The sequence below is a fragment of the Acinetobacter sp. NIOH-H-8 genome, from assembly GCF_046635365.1.
Taxonomy (GTDB): Bacteria; Pseudomonadota; Gammaproteobacteria; order Pseudomonadales; family Moraxellaceae; genus Acinetobacter.
This window is the reverse complement of the sequence record NZ_JBHDVN010000004.1, coordinates 62434-86826: the sequence shown is the minus strand read 5'-3', so window position 1 is coordinate 86826 and position 24393 is coordinate 62434. Positions and strand designations below refer to the sequence as shown.

The window sequence follows — 24393 nt, the reverse complement described above, 5'->3', positions numbered from 1 at the left end:
AATGGTGCTTATAAAGCACCATTTTTTATTGTCTAGATTTTAAGGTTTACCTTTAAACTTAGACAGAGTTGAACTTAAACCTGAACGCACACGATTAGTCATAGTGCTACGGCCAGAAATATTAGATTTCTTGGTTGCACTAGAACTAGCACCAAAACGTGCATTAGGAGTCGAACCAGTACCATACGTATAGCCAGTACCACTTGCAACATTCACACTACCGAAAGTAGAACCAGTCTTAGATGCTGATGCTTTAGCTACACCACGATTAAACGTAGAAGCTGTTTTTCCGTAAGCATTTGCACCATATAGACCACCACCAGTAGTAGGCGTATTATTTGTACCACTTACACTTGTAGCACCCATACCGAATGTAGATTGACCTTGGCTTGGGGTAGGTGATGTTGGTTTAGCACCAAGACCAGTTCTACCACCCGTACCACCAGTGACACCACTTGGAGTAATACCACCTGTACCACCAGTTGCAGCGCCAAAAGAAGCGGATCTAGCTGGCATGTTTACAGGGCTATATGCAGTCGTACTACCAGTACCGCCTAATGTATTACCACCTGTACCACCATTGCCACCACCACCACCTTTCGGATTATTTGGACCACCCTTACCACCATCAGGACGTCTACCAGGCGGTAAAGGACGGCGAGATGCTGGAGATGGACCAGACAACGTACTTGCAGCGCCACCAAACTTTTGAATAGCTTCTTTTGAGTTTGTTTCACCCCACTGACCGCCATTCAATCCAGAACCAATCCATTGTTGTACTTGGTCAGCAACACTAAATACCAACCCGTAAATCAGGTAGATCGCTGAAGTCATCAAGAATAGATATAAGAAGAACTTCCAGATAAACGTAATCAGCTCAGTAAAGATAACTGTAAACGTATTAGATGAATAAGCGATGCTCATTGCACCTTGGTAGCTAAAGAACATATCAGTAAGCGTAACAAGAGCTGGCCCGATAATAATTTCAGCCATCCAGAAACCAACAATGATAAATATTGGTCGCATGAACAACGTTAATACCGTGACATAACCTTGTGTTTGGCTACCGACAAAAGTACGCTCAGGGATCATGTGCATTAGCGCCCATAAAGGCAAACCACACACAGCGTATAGGATATGGATGATCCAACCTACACAAGCTAGACCAAAGAAGATCATTGGCATATATGGAATAACAACCGCCATCCACACACCAAGAATCGTCAAATACGTTACTAGCTGACCAAGGATAGGAGCAAAGATATTTTCAACGGCATATTCTAAAGCGTTGGTGCCTTCTTCAGTTACGCCCTTAAGCCCTGGTACCCATTGAACAAGAGCAGAACCAGAACGAGCAGTAAGCACGACTAATTTCATGCCGACAACAGTACCTTGAGCCACAGCTTTATAGACTAAGATTGCTTCACCAGTATCTTGAATATTACGGATAACATTCGTATTGCGGTGCAATGTAGTAGGGCTGATATTTGAGCTTGACGAATTATTATTTAATAATTCCGCATCGCCTTTTTCACCGACCAATACACCCATTACCAATGATTTAGTAATGTTTGTTGCCCAAGCAGAACCATATGCCGAAAACTTTTGATCGATGTTGGATACTTTGTTTGAGTCACCACCATCGGTAGACATTGATATTAAGTTGGTAGAGTCGGCAATATCGCCGTTTGCCACCCAATTATTGTTGGATGTAATGCTACCAACAGCATTATCCATTGCAACATAAACGGTGTTATAAATTGCTTCACCTTTTGAGTTGCTCATGATTGCTGAATTCAGTGTAGGAGGGCTGAACGTCCACAAAGGTTCAGTAATATACTTCTCAACAATAGCGCGATATTGACCTACTTTAATACGAGCTTCAGGCGTCATCATCCAACCGCGCTGATTTAGCGTATTAACAACAGTTTGAACCGCAGTATAGCCATTTTCAGAAGTCAGAACATTATTCGTTACGGTATGACTCTTATTCACATAATTATCAACTAGCGCATTGAAAGCATCCATAGCAGCTTTACTAATCGGGAATGTTCCTTCCTGTTCAGTGGCATTAGGGCTTACTTGATATGCGATATACCACTTTTCTAAATCGATAAAGAATTGACGATATAGATTGTTCTTTTCTTGTTGTAACTTAGCTTGAACATTTGCCAAAGCAACGTTGATCTTGTTTTGATCTGATTGGCGAAGTTTATAAACAGGAATGTCCATTAACTCAGCATTAACCGCAGCTGGATTAACAACGTTCATTGAAGCACCGCCACAGATCGGCTCTTTTTTGCCCCCAACTTCTAAACGGCTGTCAGCGTAAGCGAAGTTATAAGTAACAGATGTCCAGTTACTTGCAGTTTTAGCGGTTTTATCAATGTAGTTTTGCTTTTTCTCTACTGCAGTCATGCTAACACCAGGATTAGCATTCGCCCCATAAGCACCATCACTAAAATAGCGCCCGAATGCTGGCGGTAGAGTATAAAACTCTTGGTTTAGAACGTTAATACAATGCAACTGGCGAAGCATAACAGGCGCATTTTTCCTAAATCCAAAGATGTCACGCTGATGATCGTGCGTATCTGACAAACTAGCCGAAGCCATTAAGGATTCGCCTAACGTTCTATTATTAATTGTATTGGATACATTATTTGACCATAGCACCATACCTAGCACGACTACTTGAATGAAACAGTAGCCGGACGCCGTAGGTAAAAGTAAAATAATCGAATATAATATTCGGGAAAACATCGTAGTGACTTTTGAATCTTTCCCGAAAGCTTCACCGTCCTGGGCGCTTTTCAAAAGTGCTGTTAAACCAATACCGATCGCAAAAACCAAAACCAACGACATTGCCACACTAGCTACACCGCCTAATAATATATTAGTGAGTAAACCTGATGATGGTACTGTCGAGGCTGGTCCAGACGCATTGATAAACGCATTGATGAAGTCGTGTCCAAAGATAGATGAGAGAAGAGTAACGGCTTGGTCGCCATCACAATTCGGATTTGTCGATTGACAAAATAAACTCATAGCTAACTCACCGTTTTTCTTAATGCTTCTTATACATCGCTTACTTAAGACGACTAAAAGCAAAGTGTTATAAATTACAAGTTAGACGTTTAACTAAAAGGCTTAATACCTTTTAACCAAAGAATCATTAAAACCATTTTATTACAAACAACAATGGTTTTTAAATTAGCAATAATGTACCACAAAACTGTTATTGGTATATACAGAAAGTTTAAACATGACTTGCTAATTGTTTTAATGATTTAGTTTAAATACAAGAGACTATTATGGATAAAGCAAAGTTTACATCTCACTTAATTTTACTGTCGGAAATTAAGAAATCTGTATCTAAAGATATGGGGAAAGATATAACTGTTTTAGAGTTATCCTACATACTCAACCAAAGCATAAATCCTTTAATGGCAATAACTTATAAAGAAAAACTAGATAAAATAAATACTTTTGAATTAGATCCTATTGAAGTTCTCAAAAAACGGAAGAACCTAAAAATATTAAAAGTATTAAACCTCATGCTTACGTTAAATCTAGACAAAACCATTAAAAAAGACGATATAGAAAGTTACAACGAGTATAAAGACAAGTTTTTAGAGAACATCGCAACAATAGGTTTAGACAGATTAGAGCAAGAAGCGTTAAAGGTACAAATTGAAAATTTATTGAAGTATAATTGGGTATCTTAATACATCTCTTAATTTTAAGATTCTGACTTTAATAAAGGGTTTAAGCCAAATGGAAAACATACAGAACGAAGAAGATATACTTCAAGACGCGACCAGAGCCGTTTTTAATTGTGGCACTAGTTTTAGTGAAGCTAAAGTAGTTTCCCTTACTGACGAGTTTAACCCACAACCTACACTACAAACACAACGAACCAACCTAAAATATATCTACGACAATAAACTACCGAATGAAATTGGACGTCAATTAGCGCAAGAACCAGAATACCAAGAAGAAACACGTTCATTACTTGTTGGTCACTTTAAAGAAATGGCTCTAGAAGATTTAATTGAGCAGCAAGATTACCAAAACCGCTACAAACAAACAGATCCAGAATTGGACCAAGACAATGAATCTGAAAACAATATGGATAATGAATACACATCACGCCCACCAGAGCCTAGACCTTGGTAAGCCTAACCATTAAAAAGAAAATGCCCGAATGATGGGCATTTTTTATATCTACGTAATATCTAGCTTCAAAAGTTCAGATGGATCTATGCGCTGACGGAATGAACATGCGAGTTCTTTTACAATTTGATTTTGATATTGTTTGCGGTCGAATGTGTCAAAAGCTGAAACCTCAATTTCAGGATCAGTGATTGCATTTAGAAGATCCTTGGTTGCATTGAGTGATGCTGTAGGACAAACATAGATAAGGTTAAGCACTGAAGTACGAAGCAAAATATCTAATAAGTGATATTTGGGCGGTTCCAGTTCCTTATCTACATTAGAAAAGTAGTTCACAAGATAAATGTCATTTGATAAATGCAGATTGATATTGTCAATGAGATCTTTGGTAACACCGTCAAGAATGCCATTCACCTTCAACAAAAGTTCAGTGTTTTCTATGTCTTTAATTTTTTGCGTATCGACACGTTCATTAAATAAGTTGTTTAGATTTCTCAAAAACTTTGGTTGTGGCGCCGTAGTTTCAAAATACATCTGATTTTTAATACGGTTCTTCATGTAAGTTTGGATCATCTTAGCTTCAGAAGAAAGAAACTCAATCTTAAACGTGTCGTATGACACTAGATCAATAAATACTTGCTGGCCAGCACCCGACTTAATATCAAACCAGTTCATAAAAATACTGGCTTTGAGTGATTTCAATTGTTTAAGAATAGCCGTCTTCTCAAAATCATTCATATTGAAGTAGCTACTTGAAAAAGTATCGAGATAAAACTTCCATTTATCTTGCACTATATTCCACGCTTGATTAATAGAAATGATTGGAGCATCTATAATTTCATCTTTGATGAATTTTGACAGCTCATATAATTCATTTAAACGTGCTTGGTAGTTGAAGTCTTGAGTAATCACATTCTTTTCTGATGTTGTGGACTCAGAATCCTCAAGATCCGCACCAACCAATAAATAAGCATCGGTTACTTTTGGTGTTTCCTTATTTGACGGTGCTGGTACTGGAGCACTAGAAAGTTCAGTGGAAAAAGTTTCATCATCTTCCGCTGGCGTATACGGCGGTGTAGTCTCTTCATTAGGAGAACGTGCGTCTGTACGTTCAGCAAAAAAGTAAAACAATTCTTCTTGCGGTGCAACTTTAAACGGCGTCACATTATTATTGATGATTGCTTTTACAATATGGTTTGCCAGTTTAAGCGTGTAGGATAGGGCATGTATATAAAGCTCTAATGTTGCAAAGTTACTGGTATCAACTTCATTAGCACCAAACCAAGATAGGTTACGCAGTTCAAGCCAGCTCGTGAAAGAAGCGTGAGAGCTATTAAAACTTAGATCTACGGTCTTGGACAAATAGATAAAAACGCAAAACAAAAACCTATTTTTGTACTCATACTTAAATACATCAGAATCGGTCCAGATCTTATTCTCAATGAGAGCAAGAATGTAATTTAAAAGCTCATGGTGTTTAATCGAATCGATTAAGTTGTCTGGTAATACTTTTAGTTTATTAAGGTGTGGTTTTACAGGTGCATCATTGGATGGTTTAAGGAAGTGGTAGAACAAGTTAAATGTTTGCGTATCATCTATATCAATTACAGGTTCATAATCATCTTCATCTACGTTATTTAGATCCTGTTGAATATCGACTATTTGCCCGGTGTGACCTTCTGAACGGTCAATCTGGCAGATACTAAAAAGAACAGGCAAAACCCCGACAATATTACGGTTGTCAATTGTTTGATAGTGGGTATCAAAAAATATCGTATCAGCTAAAAACGTACCTTTATGATAGTTGAGAAAGAAGAATAGTACGTTATTTAAAGAACGGTGATTTTCACCAGAAGAGGTGTTAGAAGTAGCGTTAAAGTCATCGAAAAAAACTAAATTTGTATCCATCTAAAAATACTTTAAACCACACCCTTAAACTATTACTAATAAGCATATAAGTTTTAAGAGAGGGTTTAAAGTTAATTTTAAATATATTTAATGGAGTTTAAGACATGGGGCTTTGTAAGCGCTCTACATTTGATGAAAGGTCAGAAACATCTTGCTCTAAAGTCATTGCCTGGTCTATCGCACGTTTCATTAAATATTCTTGATTAATTTCTTTAGGCTCTTTACGAGTAGCATTCTTTTGTTCTTCTTCTAATTTGAAACGTTCAAAAGCGAAAATAGAACGAATAATACATAAGCTATCTTCAAGTAGGTCTGAATGCACTTTAGGAAAAATTAGATCAGGATCTAAATCAGATGCGACTTGGTTAAACAGCATAAATTGATCGCGATGTTCGATAAGAAATTCATCATATGTACCGAACTCAGATTCGATCATATCTGGACAATTTGCGAGAGTAGAGACTTTCGTATCTTGTGATAACAGAATTGAATCACCTGATGGCGCAACTAAAGCATGAATAGGTTGTTCTGCAATAGGAGCCAACAACACTACAGTAAATGGGCGTGTTTGGTTTTTCATGGTTAGTCCTAATTAATATAAAAAAAGCTTTGGCCAAAAAGTCTATTTTGAAATTTTGGTAGGTTAATGGAATCGAATAGAAGGTCCGTCTCTTTAGTACACTTCTGATTAATTAGATAAATGATATTTTGAAGAAGTGCAATTAATTTAAATGGACTGTTGTATTCATTGAATATGGGTGCAGCAATGCAAAGAGTCTTTTTTCTATCGGTTGATAATGCCCATGGGTTCACCAGGGTAAAGCTCACCTTGGCATTATTATGTTCAATTGGTCGTGCATAAATATCAAGAACATCGGATAAAGTAGATACCTTTAATTCTTTTGAAATGTCAGTAAGAATCTCACTGACTTGAAGCGCTGTTTTATCATGAATATCGCTTATAGTGATGCAAACACCACTATTACTATTCATTAAATTTGCATAAAGAACTTCAATAACCATGGACTCGTCTTTGGATAAATCCTTTAAATTGGCATTGACTAAATCTATGATCCGATCTGATTTTTGTTCAAGTTTAATTTGAAGCAAAAGCGGTTCATTCTTTTTTGAAACAGGGAGTACTTTATAATCGCTAAGATTGTAATTTAACCGCTTCATTTCAGTAATCAGTGTTTCTTTGGCATTATCAAAAAGCTTCTGATCTCTCTTGGTTAAACCAATAACAAAATTTGTAGACATGAGTATATTCATGATCCACAAAGCAGTAGATAAGGATAAAACACTATCCTTAACAACTTCTGAATCTGAATCAGAAAACCCAGATATTTGCTTGATTTTGTCGGTTATCGAAATCATGTGAACCCTTGTTTAATTCGGCATTTTCATCTGAAACTTTGTCAAAAAGATTAGTTTGATTAAGTACGTCTTGGATATTTTTTTGTGGATCATCACTGAGTAAACATTGGAATAGGGCGCTAATTAAAGTAGCAAGTGATGTTCCATAGTCATTGGTACACTTGATTAACTGGCCAGCATCTAAGCAAATTGGTGTTTCATCATCATAAAGCAAGTGTAATTCTGGTGATTCAGCATAAACCAACTTTACATGAGTATCCGTGATGATTAACTCAACTTCTAAGTACTCATTATTTTCAACAAAATATTTAAAGCGCAACATCAATGCATCATCGCCACGTTCTATATATACAATTTGTCGATCGGTCGTATTGGTATGGCTGACGAATCTATTCTCTTTTGTGATCTGATCAATGTAGTTCAAAAAGATGGTTTTGAGTGACGCACTTAAAATACCTTTGGCAGCGAGTTCACTTTTCAAGTAAGGCAGAAAGTTTTCAAGATTTTCATGCAATGGTTTTTGCATTCGATCATCTCCAATGGGATTAATAAAAGGGCATACACATCAAATGTACAGCGACTCAGTTATGACTATTTCGTTACAACAGTTACTTAAAAGACTGCAGACTGTTTGACTTATAAAACTGATACTTTCGCCACACTTTTAATTCAGAAATATCTAACTTGTTTCTAAATCAATATGGCTTTATTTGATTATAAAGCCACATTGAAAGTTTAAATATTTAAAAATTATTTTTAGTATATACCTAAATCTAAGATTTAAAATGGATCTAACTTTTAACTGGCAAACTTTGTTGCTTTGGTTAAAAGGGTTAAGTCTTCATGGAATTGATTTTTTAAAAACCCATAGTTAAAAACGTAACTAATAAAGGTGAAAAACTCTAATTGGTTCGGTATTTTGTCTTCAAGAATACTGACCTCTAATTGCAATGTTCCTGTTGCACGTTTCTTAGAATGAAACTTAAGACCATCAAATGTTTGACCGTAATAAGTTGATATTTCCAAGAAAACTAAACGGAAAAAATAAGGGAAGATTTGAGAAACAACACGCTCAGGATCATCAATTTGAGTTAAACGTCTACCGTTGTGATATTTAAACTTAATACCATCAGCCATACTTTTTTCTACCAACAGGCGAATATAGGCATGACTACGAGTAATCATGCTTTTAAGTGGCGTTTTTGCTTCATGAATATTTTCGTATTGCATTTAGTTATCTCACATCTCAAGTCTTAATTGGTCAGCTTCATTTTCTTTTTCAATCGAAACTTCAGCAATAATTTTTTGGGTATTTTCGTTTTGCAGATCTTGATCAAATATTTCATTCACACAAGTTTCGACTAATTGTTCAGTCAAGTTTCTGCAGATCTCAAACTCTAAACCTTTAGGTTGTACGGTAGGGTAGCCGTCAATTAAAAATGAGTTTTTCATTTCATTTTCATTTGAAACTTTAGAGTACAAATAAGTCTCAAAATAACGAGCAAACATTTCGGTACTGGTCGCGTAATACGGCGTTGCACGATTTTCAGCACTGTCGATATTTAAACAGTCCTTTTTATAACGCGATAGATTGTCACTAAAACGAATATCACCTACGTTAACTTCAACGTCTTGCGACTTATCAAAGAAGTTTTGCATTTGAGTATGAGGATTTTTAACTCCCTCAGGCATGTACTTCTCTACCAGGTTATAGAACTTGTATTTAGATGACTCTATCAAGTATTCAGATAGGTTTTGCGATAGTGTTTTTAAATCCACATTCGCTGCGTTCGCAACACCTGTAATTTTTTCTTCCAAACCGGTTGTAGGTAAATGATGTTCTGGCTGGCGCATATCATTAAGTTTTTGCTGATAGCGCTCAAACGACTTAAAGCTTATAGCATTAATGTCAGTGTTAATTTTAGAGACAATGACATCCACCTTGTCTTGAACTGTACTGAAGAAAGATAGGTTTGTATCAGCTTTATATTCACGCTCATACTTCTTCAAGTACTCTTCAATTTTCTCAAACTGACGGCGAATGAGATCTTCATAGTGCTTTTGGTGCCAGTCAAAGAAGCTGTTTAAGGTTTTGCGCGTAGAATTAGGATAATTCTCTTTATTCTTAATCACTTCATCATGCATTGAATCAGCAACAGTGTGGTACGCCTTGATTGCAGTCTCAGCATTCTCATGAAGTACTTGACCGTAATTTTTCATTGGCTGAACTGGCTCATTCATCATCGCACGATGTACCTTTTCAAAAGCACGACCGGACTCAGTAACAGGGGAGTATCCAGCATCCAACATATTTGATAAGAAGTGTCGTGCACCTGGTATCTCAAAATTAGGGATGTCTTCATAATAGTCCTGAAGTACAGAACGATTCATTTGAGCGTGATTTTTATATACTTCCGCTTTTTCCAACATTCCCAAGTGTGCATCTAGCGCATGGCCATACTCATGAGCCAAACTTCCAGATCCGCTATCACGAGTTAAGTTAACCACGTTCTTAGACAGTTCAAAATGCGCTGCAGATCCTTTAATTCCGCGTGAAGCCAAAGCAACACCCAAGTTCAATAAACCATTGTTTGATTTAAAGCCCATGAGTTGTTTTAAGTCAGCCAATGAGTCATACACGGCATTAACCAACTGTTGAGCCACAGGACTAACTTTATTGCCTACTTCAACACCACGGATAGAAAAGTCATCTTTAAGCTTGAATGAATCCACATCGGCACCTTGGCGATGATCAGGACCAGTACGAGAGTAATTTAACAATCCGTAAATACTTGATTGGACTTTTTCAGTCACAAAGCCATTTTCAAGTTTTTTCACTTCACTGGTAAATGACGGCAAACGTGGTGCTTTAGGTGTATTCACAGCTTCAGTCGTTGCTTCTATAACTGGTGCAACAGGATCTTTAACATAAATAGGTGCAGATTCAGCTTTAACTAAACCACTTTCAATCGCACTTTTCAGAACGTATGGTTCAAGCACAGTTGAATATAAGCCAGTACGTTGCATGTTGCTGATCGCATCGCTCACATCTTTAGTGACTTTCGACTTACCGTAAAAATCAAAGATCTTACCTGTTGATAGAATCTCACTGAGTTCTTTATCAATCGTTTTTTCGATGATTTTCTCAAGCTGAACACTGATACCGCCTGTATGTTCTGGCATAATGTAGTACTCATTCAAATTGCTAAGCAATTCGAAGTAGTTTTTGTAGTTGTTCTTGGTACCTTTACTATAAAGCCCGATATAGTCTTTACGTTGGCGATCAGTCATACCAAGACTTTCAGCAGATAAGCTTTTATTGTTTCTTACCGCATGAATCAACTCTTCTTGAGTATCTACCATCAAATTTCTGATGTTAGAAACAACAGCCACATACGCACGTAATTCTGTCGCTCGTTGGCTATCAAGCATCAACGCATTTTTAGAGAATAACGGTTTAGTTGGGCAGTAGTCATACATTGCCTTTACGAATATTTTGTCATCAATACCGAGTGGCGTATTGGTGTACCAAGCTTGGAATTCTTTATTTGCAACGATTTTTGCTTTTCGATAGTCCGTAGCTGTTTGATCGGCTGATGTCGCTGAAATATATTCCAATGAAATGTATTCACCGTAGCGATCTTTATGTGCACCGCCAAACTTGGCACCTACATCACCTAAGTACATAGCAGGGGAGTCACTTGGCTCTACCTTTACATCAACAGGCACATATTTGTCTTTTGGTACCAATTGATCGATAAACGTGAAGTCAGTAAACACACGGTTTTGAAGTTGTAAGACATCTTCAACTGAGCGCATACTTTTAACAGGAAAAACGCACAGAGACTTGTAATCACCGTGAATATCGGACTTATCACCAAAAAGTTTAACCGATGCATATTCATTGTCGGTCGATGGCTTGATGGCCAAAAACAATTTGTGATTTTCAGTTTTGATATACGGCTTTATGTGTGCGGTTTGATCGTATAGAGCACCAAGCGTATTCGTAATCAAAGTTTGGAAATGCAAACTTGCTAACTGTTTATTCTCAAAGTCAGTTTTGTGTTTAATCTGAATTTCAGGCAAGTTAGATAGTGCTAATTGCTCTAAAGTGGTACCGAAATTAACCTTAGATTCGATAGCATTTAAGATTTCGTGACTAAACTGGTCTACATCATCAAAACCAGTAATCAATTGATACTGATAGTCATGAGACGGTATACGAAGAAGCACGGCAGTTAATTGAGGCTCATAGTCCGTATCAACCATAAACAATTGCGGTGTTTCATCTTGTTGAGATGATTTGTTTAGCAACTTGTATTGGTGAACTTTAGGGTTGGAACCTACAAAATGCTCAGCATAAGCCTGTTTAATCGTATCTTGTAATGCTTTGACATGCTCAAGCATGACGGCATTGACTTCATTTAAAGCGGTTAAGGTTTTATATTTTTCTGCAAACGCCTCATTCACGGCGATCTGCTCTAACATAAATCTAGGCTGAATATCCTCAAGTTCTGGATTACCTACACGGTTTAATACAACACTAAATTTGAGCTTATTAATGAACGGATCAGGTTCACCATTGATACCATTGCTAAAAAGTTCTTTAAGATCACTTTTCTGAAGTTTAGAGTTCACCAAATCAAACGGATGAACTTCTTCAAATGCCTGAACATCAAAAACTTTGGTTAAGTTTTTAGGCATGATTGCTGTCTGGCCATCTACATGAGCGATAACATAGGTGTACGCTGGAGAGATGTTGCTCAGAAGCTCAGTGACTTCATTCGGTTTTTTATCGTAGCTAAGATCCTCAAACTTTTCGTATGTTGCAGAATTAAGATTGCTGATGAAATCTAATTTAGAGTTGAAATTAGATGGATGATCAGAAATGTACTGGAACATCTTGTTTGGTAAAGACGTAAACACTTTATTGATTAAAGTTTGCTGACTATCTTTAGCTTTGAAGAAGTTGAGATCTGACTCGTAATATTTTTCAAAAGTGAACTTAGCTGGAGGCATAAACGTCATGCTGTTGCGTGAAGTCGATAACTTAAACAAAGCATTCGCAGACGTTTTAACCGCATCTCTATCATTAAAGCCAGTAGCCTTATGTATATTGGCATCTAGGGAAACTGAATGCCCAATAAACGGCGCATTTTTGTCTTTATGATTGTAGAGGCGTATATACTGAAGATCATTCTTTTGAAACACAGTTATAAACAAATCATGATCAGGGATCTTGATTGCGCCGTGGTGATCTTCATAGTGCTTTACAGCATTTTCTAGCTGAGTGTTAAAGTATTCAGATTCACTATTGAACTGTACGTTCTCTTCTTCAGCTGTTAGAGAAAAATATTTAACGTTATTCTGAAAAGCTACATTAGGTTTGAGAAGATCCTTAATCACCTCAAATTCTTTTTGTACTTCAACATCAAATTTGCCAAAAACTGTACGCTGATTAATATCAATCAGGTTCAGATAGTTGAATAGCTGAATGTTGTTGTAGTTGTGGTTCGGTAGGGCAGTTTTGTTTAACTGGAGCTTACCATCTTCTAACTGCATGCTTTGGACTTGCTTCAAGTCATCTGCAGTCAGCTCTACACCAAAGACTTTCTTAGTTTCTTGTTTGAGCTCTTTATCTTCACCAGCAATCACTAAGGCAGCTAGTTTTTGTGCCTTGTCATAATCGCCATCTTCTAGATATAGGGTTTTTTCAACAAAATACTTGGCAATGTTCGCATACGCTTGATTTGTTGCTTTGTAGCCATCGGTAGACAATGAAAAATGTTTGTTTTCATCAAATTCATTTGATTTAACGGTTTTAACTTTTAAATCGTCAATGTCACCCGTTGGTTTAATCTGAACATAGATTTCATCTGCAGCGAGATCCATGTTCGAGACAAATAAGGTCGAATTTTTAGAATAAAACTGACGTTCGATACTCGACAACAGATCCTTTGCATCTTTACGGTCTTCTTCCATGTCAGACTGCATATCTTCAGCAATCGACTTGATGTTTTCGCCACGGTCATCCTTTGTGATAAATGACCAGTCTTGTTGCGGATATTTGGCTGTTAATGCCTTTTGGAAGCTTTGAACTTCAACAAAGCGATTGAACTGACGGTCCAGACTAAACCCATCTGTATGTGATGAAGTTTTAGCAAGAATATCCTCAGGAACAGAATCAGATTTAGTCTTACGATTGAAGTTTTCACTTGCATTTGGCACCAATAAATTACGGAATAAAATCTCATTTACACCGTTCTTTAAGAATGACGCACTTTTAGTTTGTGATAGAGATTGTTTTAAAAATGCTTCATCAAAGTTTGATTCATCAAGAAGCCGAGTAAACTCTTCAAAATACGCTGAAGCTAATTTATCGTTATTAGCAAGATCAGCCGTGCACAGATCGCTTAACTCTAAACGCTGTACATCTTGCTCTAGCTCTAAAGGCGCAGAAAAATCACCAGCAACAAAATCATTGATATTTTGCTCAACATAATTGTTCGTGCGTGACATCAACATATCAACTGCAGTTTCATTATTCACAAATTCCTGAAGCTCAGGCGTGTTAATTGAAACCAATTGATTGTCGAATTGCTTAGATAGTAATTTGAACAGATCCGCTTTATGTTGATTGCTTTCTACTTCAGATTCAAAACCTACAAATTTGCCGTTTTCATCTTTAGCGTAGTAGAAGCTGTTTTTATTAAACAAAAAGGTATTTGTTGCAGACGTAATGCCAGATACCAAAGTTTCACTTTGCCATAAGACTTTTTTAACTTCATTGTACTGTTTTGAGATCTCAACATTGTGTGTGTCGATTTCGTCAGAGATCGCTTGAATATCATCTACGCTGAAGTTTTTTGTTTGTGTAGCTGAGCGCACGACATCTTGAATTTCAGCATATTTCTGATTTAGATAATCACTATATTGCTTCTCAATTTGTTGAGCTTGTTCAGTAGCCTTAGGAATGACATAGACATCCAAGATCTGTCTAATTTCAAGCATAGACGGCGCGAAATCACGCACCTTGTCATTGCCTCTTGCATCCAATAATTCTTCAGGAAACTTTAAGAGCTCTTTAAGTACGGCAACATCATCAATTTCTGGAGTAGGGAGGTCATTTGCAATGTTGAGTAGATCAGACTCAGTAATAGATGCCTTCTCAGTTGCCTCAAAATTAACATCAAGGTCATTCAAGATCTCGTTAACATTTGATTCATTGAGTTGTTCTTCTAGTTTACGCTGTTTGATTTCAGCAGATTGGTGATCATAGAGCGCATTAAACTTAGGAACGATGTTTACAGAGAATTCAGAGAACTCTTGGCTCAGATCGGCAAAGAAAACTTTACCTGTTGGCATCTGGCGTACCATTTGTTGTAAGACATCATGGCGAAGCATGGCAGCGTCATACACCATCTTATCTACAAGGCGTGTTTCAATACCTTGTTTAGACGCCATCCATGTGCCGTGTTCATCTTTATAAAAAGCTGGAATACCTTGTTTAGCTGATTCTAATAGCTTTGGATACGGCAATTGCTGTTGATTAAACACACGGTCTATCACAACAAGATCAGAAGCTAATTTTTGTACATAAGCATCAACATCTTTAAAGCTCATGTTAAACATTCTGTTGCCACGGCCATGCTCAATCAGCTGATTAAAAGTGGACTCGTATTCATGAGCAAAATGCACCAGGTTAATATTGTCATTTAACCCCAATGCTTCATACGGATCATGAGCAAAGATTTCAGGAATATGGCGCAAGTCATCAATAATCAGTAACGAACCATCTTTTTCGTAATTGACGGGTACTGCAAATGGAGACAACTTAATTTTGGCTAGATTATCTAGACTTTCGCCACTGGCCATCGCCGATTCTTCATCTAGATAGACTTTAGAGAAGATATTTTCATAGCCATAATCTTGAAGACGATTAAAAGGAATTTTTGAAGACTGAAATTGAGCCAAGTAGGATTTGTTCGATTCCTGAAGACTGGTTTTCAGCGTATCAAGGATATTAGATCCATTGTTTAGCTTACTGACATACACTTCAGGGAAAGCAGAAAGGCGTTCGGTCGCTGATGCGAAGTAACTTTTCCAGTTCGGAATGTTCTTCTTAAACGGTAGATTGGTGAGATAAATATCTTCTTGCTTAGTCGGTACTTTCATATCGTTGGTAAACGCTGGAAAGACCTTCTGAAGATCGTTTAGATCGATACCAGACTTTGCCGGGTTCTTATAGTAGTACGCATGAATACCATCATCATTTTGCACTTCATAAAAATGGGCATCCATTAACACTTGTTCAAATTGCTTAGAACTGTTTTGTTCAATAGATTTTTTGAATTGCTCAAATTCATTAACAACAAGCATCGCCGTTTTTGGGCGAAAATTGTTGGCTGGCGATACTACAAGACGCGCACCAAGACCAGTTAAATTAGGCCATTTAACTTCATTCACTTTATAGTCTCCTACTTGGTCACATAGCATGATCCAAGACTTTAAAACGACTCTTACGAGTACTTATATGTGCTTATATTAAACTAAAAAATTAACTTTGAGGGAGGGTTTAGGCGTTATTCTTTAAAATAGTATATACCGAGTAAATAGCACTGTTTAAATACCTATCATTTTTAATAAAACCATCTAAAACCGTGCACTATTCTTTCTTTTTTTATAAATAAAAATGCCACCGTATAGGTGACATCTTGCTTAAAGCTGATGGTTACATTTTAACAAATTCGTTTTTAGCGAGTTCGTCTGGTTGGGTGCCATCTTCTACACCTACAATAATTCCAGTACCACGAATAAAGTAGCCACTATTATTCGGATATTGGACCAAGGTAACATTATGCTCAAGGTTACTTTCTAAAAAGGTAGTGCCGTATCCCCAAAACTTATTTAATCCTTGCCATGGAGCATCCTTAATATAATTGTTTTGGGCATATTGAATGGTGTATTGACCAATTGGAAGAGATATATTGACAGTTTGCTTTTTGGGTACCTGAACAACGGCTCGTAACCTTTTAGTGGCCTTATCTCGAATGATAAACACAGTATCAACATTTTGAGATTCCATTGAAACAGGACCAAAATGTTGTGTGTTTTCCATACTGGAAACATTAATCACTTCTTTTTTAAATGGCATGGCTGCACTATTGGCTACCATTTTTTGATGTTCAGCATAGTCTTTTGCCATTTGTAGACCGTTTTCAGGTTCATTCGGTTGGCCTGGATTGGCTGACTCTACTGATTGAGCTTGTTTCGATATTGCCCGTGTAGCACTTTGAGCAAAGAGATCGACCAATCCGAAATGATTAGCCACAGATATAATTGCAACTGCTAGACCAAAACCAGCAAATTGCTTTGGAATTGCTATTGCCATAGTGCCCCCTGATTCCATTTATAAGATTTAAATAAAAAAAAGATGCCACCCACAGGGGATAGCATCCAAGATCTCAAAATTGCTTATAGTGCCAATTCAGGATCGCTATTCTTTTGTTTGCTTAATTCTGGATCTGCTTGTACTTCAATGTTGGTCATGAGCTTAGTCCAATATTCATCGTATTCAGCTTGTGACATCTCATTAATGACTTCATTCCATTTAACTAGGTTCTCATGTTGATCTGTACCCGGTTGGAAGAAGTGCATTGCATTTCTGACATACTGCTGATGATCAGCAAAACGCAGTTCAGCAATATTTTCCTGAATATAGTCCAGGCCTTTCACCGTAAATTCGCGAATCTCCTTCATGATTGCATCTTTTTCTATACCATGCGGTTGAGTTACAGAAGATGAACCACCTTCAGGACATGGGTAAACAAGCCAATCATTACGCAAGTTCATTTCTGCTAAGGTCACTTGTAAGTACTGCTCACCACTACGGGCAAACATTTCATGTGCGGTCGTCCAATACGGCTTCTTAGCACTTGTTAAGCCCTCTAATACCATCGCATTTTTGTAGAAATCAGTTTTTAGCTGAGATTGATTAGTTGATGTTAAGCGATCGTTCGTCTGTAAGCTTAAAGAAATTAACTTTAAGTGTTCATCTGACAATGGTTTAGGGCTGTTTTCTTTGATGAAGTCGAGTGCACATATCGCAAACTGACTACGCAACATTTGTCGATAATCACGGAATACAACTGATCTAAAGACTGTACTGTTCGCTGCACCAAGTACTTGCGCTGCAAAGACACGATCATGATCAATTTCAGAACGAGATTGCGAGATATATTTGTTGAGCTCAGTCCGTGGGATTGGATACTCATTTTCAGACAAGAACTTATGCAAGCCTTGGGCAACGTGCATATAACGTCTATGTTGTATGGCGTCCTTTTGGAAAAGTTCAGGATCTTCATGACGATTAGCGAAGTTAATCAATGAAGATAGTTCAGTATGCAACTTGCCACGTTCCGCAATAAACGTATTAATTTTCTCTTTTATGCTGTCTCTATCTGGCGTAAACAAATCAACAATGTCAGGTTGATCTACCAATGTTTTATCCAAAATCGTTTTGATGCTGGTTTCATAAAACTTGACTTGATTCTCAAGATTCGTGCGAAGTACTTCTATCGAGTCATCCTTTTTCATTGGCAAGTAATACATCGCTTGATTTACTTTGGCTGCAGCTTGCAACAAATCTTGGTTAATGTTGGCATACTTCTCAGACTTAATGTTATTCAATTCTGCAAAACGAGTTAGATAAGGCTGTACGTTTTCCATCATCATTTTTGGTTGATTGCGTGTCATCGCACTAAAAATGAGATGGTCATAGGCATGGAAAAATTCATGACCAAACGAGCCAAAACCTGAATTCTTGGTTAAGTTAATCACACGGTTAGATGGCTCGTAATGTGCCATCGCAGCGGAACGTCCACGCGAACCAAAAGCAACACCCAACATACCGTTAAAGCCAACAAATTTCGGATCTATATCAAGTGCCTTAGCAAGAGCGAAACAACCGTCATATGCGTTATTTAATGCGATTTGACGATCGCTCTGGTTCAAGTACTCGCCAAACTCTACGGCTTTAAATCCAAAGGTCGCTTGCAAGGTATGTGCTGTAACATCTTGGCCATTACGTGAAGCAATGTTTTCCGTCACAACCACATCACTGAGCTTGAATGCCTTACGCATAGTACGAGGCTTAGCATACTCTTTGAATAGGGCATCTAAGGTACTCGCCGTGTCATCTACAATGTGCGATACATTCTTTTCAGATAACGAGACTTCTTGAGTATCATCATTCTCTGCAGTTGCGTCTTTGGTTTTTTTAGCAGTTAACAGATCCATGACCTGTTCAGATAGACCAGCATCAGATCTGCTAAATAGCGTACTCGAATCTATAATGTTGCCACTTCTAAAAGTAACAGTCGCTTTTACTTTGTCTTGGAACGGTTTGGCATCAATCGCACTACGTATTTTTTTATAGATAGAGTAGGTGCCTTTAACTGGCGGTAACTCTTTCCTTAAATGATGAAGTGCTTCAGTGAGCGTTTTACGTGCTTCACTACTATCGGTTTTCGCCAATTCAGAACTAATAATCATGTCAGTGGCAGCATATTCAGCATAGCTTTCTACCAATGAAAATAATGACCGATCTAATGATTTAAACGCCGTGAACAGATCTTTGTCTTCATTCAAACGAACGTATAAATCACATGCATTAGGAATAAATTCACGAACTGTTTTTGCTTCCATTAATGCATCACGCATACTTAAAACAGCGTCATAGTATCCAGCACCTACTTTTTTAAACTGTTCTTCAGTGGCATTTTCAAGCGGATAACGTGGCTGATCATTCGTCATCTTACGTACAGCGTCAGTCAGCAAGTGAATGTAAATATCTCGACCAGCTTCTTTTGCTTGTAAAACCGATTCCTTTTTCCAAATTTTGTCACGCGTAATTAGGTTTTTGACTTGCAAAAGCGACATATCTTGAATCTGACTGAGCGATAAACGTGGACCATACAGATCCTTTTTCGCACCAGGCATTTTCATACCCGTATCTTCAATAAGTCCAACTTCAGAACGTGGCTCAGTGGCTTTCGGTTTGGTTGTTTTTGGCTCTTTTGGTGCTTCAGCTTCAGGCTTACCCTCAGACTCAAACAGTGATGTTTGTTCTGGAGCAACTGGCTCAGTCGGCTCTACAACTTCTACCGTTGTTTCCTGTACTTCTGGTTCAGTAGGCTTTTGAACTTCAGGCTCAGTTACGGTCGGTTCTTCAACCAATGGTTCTTGGGCAACTTCTACAACAGGTGCGCTTTGAACCATATGTTCAGGTTTATATACTTGATCGCGAGACTTAAATAATTCTGCTTTTTTGAATGATTTTGCAAAATCAGTAATTAAGAAGTTCTTAGAGTTCGGGTGCTTTGGCGTAGGAAGAATTTTATAGCCTTGATCAACAAATTGCTGATGTTCGGCATTATTCACAATGGCCAGTTTTAACGGAGCTTGATCATCGGCAACTTTAATCGCGAGATCGAACCGGTCTTTAGATTCAAGTAGCTTTTCACCAAAGGCAAAATCAATTTTATTGACCAATGTTGAAATATTAACAGCCACAATCTCATTAAGGCCTTTAACATCAATATTTTCAAAACTTGGTGATAATGGCACCTTGATTGTCTGCAGTATGTTTTCACGTAACCCAAGATCATTTAATACTTGGTCCACAAGATGCGCTTTTATCCCGTTTAACTGGAAGTCTTTAAACAATCCACCACGCTCGTTGAATTTAGCAAACTGCTCAACATTATCAAAAACCCGTAATTGATCATGCTGTAAAACTGGTGTGTCTTTATCAATGACAGAAATCACTAAATCAGCACCGTCATTGGCCACAATAATTTTGGAGCCGTTTTCAAACGCTTGATCCATTTCTTTTTGATTGATGTAGTCGGTAAAGACGTTCATCAAATCAACATTGGTCATCACATCATTGCTTTTCACAAAATCGATTAGATCTTGTTTCGCCGTTGGATCGATGTATTGATTATCGGCATCACGTAAAGTTAATGCCTTGTAATCGTCCAACTCAGGGTTAAACAATACCTTTTCTTTAAGGTGTAGGTTTTCGATCGACTGGAAGATCTGATAGCGTTTTTCTAATGAGTCGATCAAGTACTGCATTTGCTCTTGCGTACTTAAAACTGAATCATTGCTAAGCGTCAAAGCTTTAAACAGCGCCTTATCGTCTGCAGCTAAGTCATTCAGACTTGATTTAACGATTAAGCGATCGGTAGACGGAATCTGTTCACCGCTGAAATATAAGTTAATCGCACCGTGCTTTTGTTCATCAGCTGGTGAAACCGTGAGATAAATATTTATCTCAGGAAACTCAAACTCTTTAATGCGTTCAGGATTGGTGATAATGCTTAAAAGAGATCCCGTTTTTGTCTCGAGGGATTTATTTTTTAGTGCCGTCCATTCTTCAATAGAACGATTTTCAAATGACTGCAGTAGGGCAGAATTGATTAAATCACGGTTGAGGTTAAATCCATTCTTGAGTGAGTCTGGAGTCGATTGTAATGCTTCAAGCACAAGCCCATGTTTAAAGAGATTGCCAAAGTCATTTTCACTGTTAACATCGGTCTTTTCAAGTGGCAAGAAACTTGATGCATGCTCATAGACATTCTTAACTTCAATATCAAGCTTTAAGCCTTTTTCATATTTCGGTACCGCTTCCTTGGTCAAAATACGATTAAGAATTACATTCTTAAGGTCATCATAGGTCAGCTTGTTTTCGCTGATCGGATTAGAGCTCAGGATATGTTCAAACGAAGAAGCACCATTAATCATAATGGTTTTTTGCTTTTGTAATGAACTAACCTTTTGACCTAGATCCATCGGTAGTAAGCGAATGAAGTTCTGATCAGATGCTATCGTACTGCTATACACCGCCAAAGAACGTGCGCTAACTTCAGGCTCAACCATCAAAGCGTTACCTTCAGCTAGGTAGGTTTTTACCGCTTCTTCAGTCAACGTGACGACATTTTCAATTTTCGAGTCTTTTGGTGCCGTGACTTCATTGTAGGTCGGTGTTAGATAACCTAGTGCCGTCAAAATATGCTTGTGCTCATTATTAATAATGGCAATAACCGCCTCAGATTTAGACTCTTCACCCACGGCATTTTGATAAAAGTCTTGTAGATAGCGCTTATACGCCATACTTACCGCGACCTTTTTATTTAAGGCAAAAAGCTGTTCTTGTGTATTTGAGTTGAAGTGGTCTTTATGTATCACCTTAGGCAGATAGTTTTGAAAGCTGTCTACCACATAGATTTCATCTTTTTCGAGTGTTTCTTTTAAAGACAAAACTTCATTGGTCGCAGCAAAAACAATCGCGTTGGCCAGTGCATTACCAGGATTCGTGCGTACACGTAATTCTTCATTTATCGCATGATTGAGTTGCGACCTAATATCAGGTAATCGGTTAAGGATAGGGGAGTCAGGATTGTTGCCAATATTGCTACTCAGCTCAGAAAGCACATGAGCCACATCGATGCGCTTATTAAAACCCTTGTAGTTACCGTCCTGTTCTAACAGGTTATAGAATCGCTCTAAGCTTTCATCTGATAAATATTGTGATGCAATGCTATGGGCATCACCATCACCAAGCGCCGTAAATTGGCTATTAATACTATGCAGTTGTTGAAGAATACGAGGCATTTGCTGATGAAATGAAAAGTAGTTTTTACCTACATTTTCAGCACTGGTCGCAATCATGTCCTCAATACTGTTATCCAGCACTGATACAGCATTCGAGAACACCATATCGTTAAAATCTGGCATTGCAGATTCTTGAGATGGTGAATATCCCAAAATAGAATATTCAAACTTTTCGACTGCAGATAACTCTTGATCTTGTTCATCATAATAATGAACCACATCAAACTGGTTAACAGCTTCATTCCAAAGCCCGTTCGGTTCTTCACCTAGATCAACGTTGAAATGATAAATGTCAATGTCATTTGAGGTGTGAGTAGCTTCAAACTCGTTCGCTTCATCCAATAGACGTTGCATTTCATCTTGCAATTCATCATCGGTGACAACGCTTTGTAGGAAGTTATCAAGATCCGTGCCGTATTCTTCACGGTCTATCACTGAATCAAAAAAACTATCATAAAGATTGTTCAGACGCGTAGAAGCAATGTTTAACTGACTTAATGCCAATTCCATTTCATAAGCTTGATCGTCATAGGCTTGCTGATCCAAAACATACGCATTTTCAGTAGCAACAGCGACTTGAATCGCAACCGCTTTTTCAATACGCTCACTGATGGTATGTGTTGCTTTCGCTTCAACAATGGCTTGACGTTCTTCTTTGAGCTTTGCAATTTTTTGTAGGTATTCTTGCTTAATTTTTCGCATTAAAGCGAGTTTAGTCAAAGAGTCCTTAATGACTGGTTCTGGAATGTTCGGCTTAAACTTGGTGTGTCTAAAAAAGTGATCAATTCGATTGAACAAACGTTTTACTGGAACCTTAGGTTCAGGCGGTATGGTTTGCTTAATTTGATTGAGATCCAAGCTTTCTAAACTTGTACCGATGTCATCCAAACTTTCAGAAATTAATTCACGATCAAAACTGCTATCACCAATAGAGTAGGGATCAAATGTTCTTAAATTATTAATATTATTTTGAACGCTTTGAATCAGGTCCTTAATCTTATCGGCAAGGTCGAATTCTTCTACATCTAAAGTTTGGTTGTTGTATTCCCAAACTTTCCAATCATTGTCCACCAGCTGTAACGCAGTTGTTTCTATACCAAATGGTGCCAATGCTGACGGAATGCTGTTTTCTTCGTATGAATACAAACAGTCATTGATTTTCGTGACTAAGGTTTGAAGCTTGATCAATCCTTGGTGATTAACGGCATGATCATCCGATCTGAGCGCATTCACAATTGGATCAATGCTCGTATTCAGCCCCTTATTCAGCTCTCGAATATCAATAAATTGCTTCGGTAAGCTGTTATACGCTGGCCATGCTGGATGTGAAGATATTTTATAATTGGTCAGCTCAGGGATTTGCGTAATATCTTTTAGGGCAAGTACTTCACCGCCTGAATTAACCGAAATCACTAGCTGTTTGCTTAGTTCAATAGGCTCTATCGTATCTTCTATGAGTCCAGCATTTAGCGCTGCTTCTTTATCAACATAATAACGAGTCAGTGTTTTATCTGCTTGGTACCCGTAATTGTCTAAATCAGCCAACGGCAATGGATCTACGGACTGCAGTAATGTCGGTAGCTTATTCCAGCCTAAATCTGCTTTATTGAATTGTTTAACCGCACCCATAATGGTTGTATTTGGGGCAAACGGTTTTTGCTGTTTTGCTTGGTAAAGCACAACGGACTTTTGATTATTGAGTTCAAATAGGGATTGCCACTGGTTTTTTTCAGCACTACTCATTGGGTTTTGCAGATATATATCTGACATATCCATTTCAATGAGGTCATTTTTAGAGTCGTAAGGAAAAACAGATTTTATGTCAGCAAGAGAGAGACTATCTTGCGAACTCTTATACATAAAACTAAGGTCGTTATTTTGCTCATTGGTGATATAAACAAACTTTCCAGTCTGTTTTAAACCTGTTAAGAAGCTGTTTAAGGATGTGTTCAACTTTTTCTCTAAAAGCTCAACATCTTTAATCTTAATAATGGCTGCTTGGTTTCTTAAATCAGTTTTAGGGGTTACTACAAGTTGAGCGCCAAAGCTACTCAGATCCAACCATTTCTTTTTAGTTGACATATAAACTCCATGGCAATATGTATAAGCATCTTTTAATTAAAATATCAAAGCACCATCGGTTACTTTTGAACGGTATATACTAAAGATTATAAGAGAATTTATATAAAGAAACTATCTAAAAGGGTTTTAAACAAAGAAAGGGATGGCTTAAAACCATCCCTTTTTTTTAAGTTT

11 protein-coding genes are annotated in these 24393 nt (G+C 37.6%); 2 read left to right on the top strand and 9 right to left on the bottom strand.

All coding sequences use genetic code 11. From position 1 onward, the window contains the following. Positions 1-39: 39 nt before the first annotated feature. A complete protein-coding gene (locus ACEWB7_RS03405; RefSeq protein ID WP_005028667.1) occupies positions 40-3045 on the bottom strand; it encodes a DotA/TraY family protein in 3006 nt (1001 codons plus the stop codon). A 266-nt stretch (positions 3046-3311) separates the two neighbouring features. Here ACEWB7_RS03405 and ACEWB7_RS03400 point away from each other — a divergent pair, with 266 nt between their 5' ends. Then, positions 3312-3725: a hypothetical protein gene (locus tag ACEWB7_RS03400; RefSeq protein ID WP_005028668.1), complete on the top strand. Its 414-nt coding sequence runs from the start codon at positions 3312-3314 to the stop codon at positions 3723-3725. Positions 3726-3774: 49 nt separating this feature from the next. After that, positions 3775-4176, top strand: a complete 402-nt coding sequence (locus ACEWB7_RS03395; protein WP_005028669.1) for a hypothetical protein — start codon at positions 3775-3777, stop codon at positions 4174-4176. Between the two features lie 48 nt (positions 4177-4224). Here ACEWB7_RS03395 and ACEWB7_RS03390 read toward each other — a convergent pair whose 3' ends face one another. The 8 genes from ACEWB7_RS03390 to ACEWB7_RS03355 all read right to left on the bottom strand — a co-directional run bounded on the left by ACEWB7_RS03390 (position 4225) and on the right by ACEWB7_RS03355 (position 24219). Beyond that, entirely contained in the window at positions 4225-6081 is a 1857-nt protein-coding gene (locus ACEWB7_RS03390; RefSeq protein ID WP_005028670.1) for a hypothetical protein, read from the bottom strand. 97 nt (positions 6082-6178) lie between these two features. Next, a complete protein-coding gene (locus tag ACEWB7_RS03385) occupies positions 6179-6661 on the bottom strand; it encodes a hypothetical protein (protein WP_005028671.1) in 483 nt (160 codons plus the stop codon). 8 nt (positions 6662-6669) lie between these two features. After that, positions 6670-7458 (bottom strand): hypothetical protein, encoded by a 789-nt coding sequence (locus ACEWB7_RS03380; RefSeq protein ID WP_005028672.1) that lies wholly within the window; start codon positions 7456-7458, stop codon positions 6670-6672. Then, positions 7412-7984, bottom strand: a complete 573-nt coding sequence (locus ACEWB7_RS03375) for a hypothetical protein (RefSeq protein ID WP_005028673.1) — start codon at positions 7982-7984, stop codon at positions 7412-7414. Before ACEWB7_RS03375 ends, ACEWB7_RS03380 begins: the two co-directional genes overlap by 47 nt. A 272-nt stretch (positions 7985-8256) precedes the next feature. Further along, positions 8257-8688 carry a hypothetical protein gene (locus ACEWB7_RS03370; protein ID WP_005005806.1) on the bottom strand — a complete coding sequence of 144 codons (432 nt, stop codon included), beginning with the start codon at positions 8686-8688 and terminating at the stop codon, positions 8257-8259. Between the two features lie 9 nt (positions 8689-8697). After that, a complete protein-coding gene (locus ACEWB7_RS03365) occupies positions 8698-15924 on the bottom strand; it encodes an LPD1 domain-containing protein (protein ID WP_227504984.1) in 7227 nt (2408 codons plus the stop codon). A 265-nt stretch (positions 15925-16189) separates the two neighbouring features. After that, entirely contained in the window at positions 16190-16849 is a 660-nt protein-coding gene (locus ACEWB7_RS03360) for a hypothetical protein (RefSeq protein ID WP_005028677.1), read from the bottom strand. Positions 16850-16932: 83 nt separating this feature from the next. Beyond that, positions 16933-24219 (bottom strand): LPD1 domain-containing protein, encoded by a 7287-nt coding sequence (locus tag ACEWB7_RS03355; RefSeq protein WP_044431655.1) that lies wholly within the window; start codon positions 24217-24219, stop codon positions 16933-16935. Positions 24220-24393 lie beyond the last annotated feature (174 nt).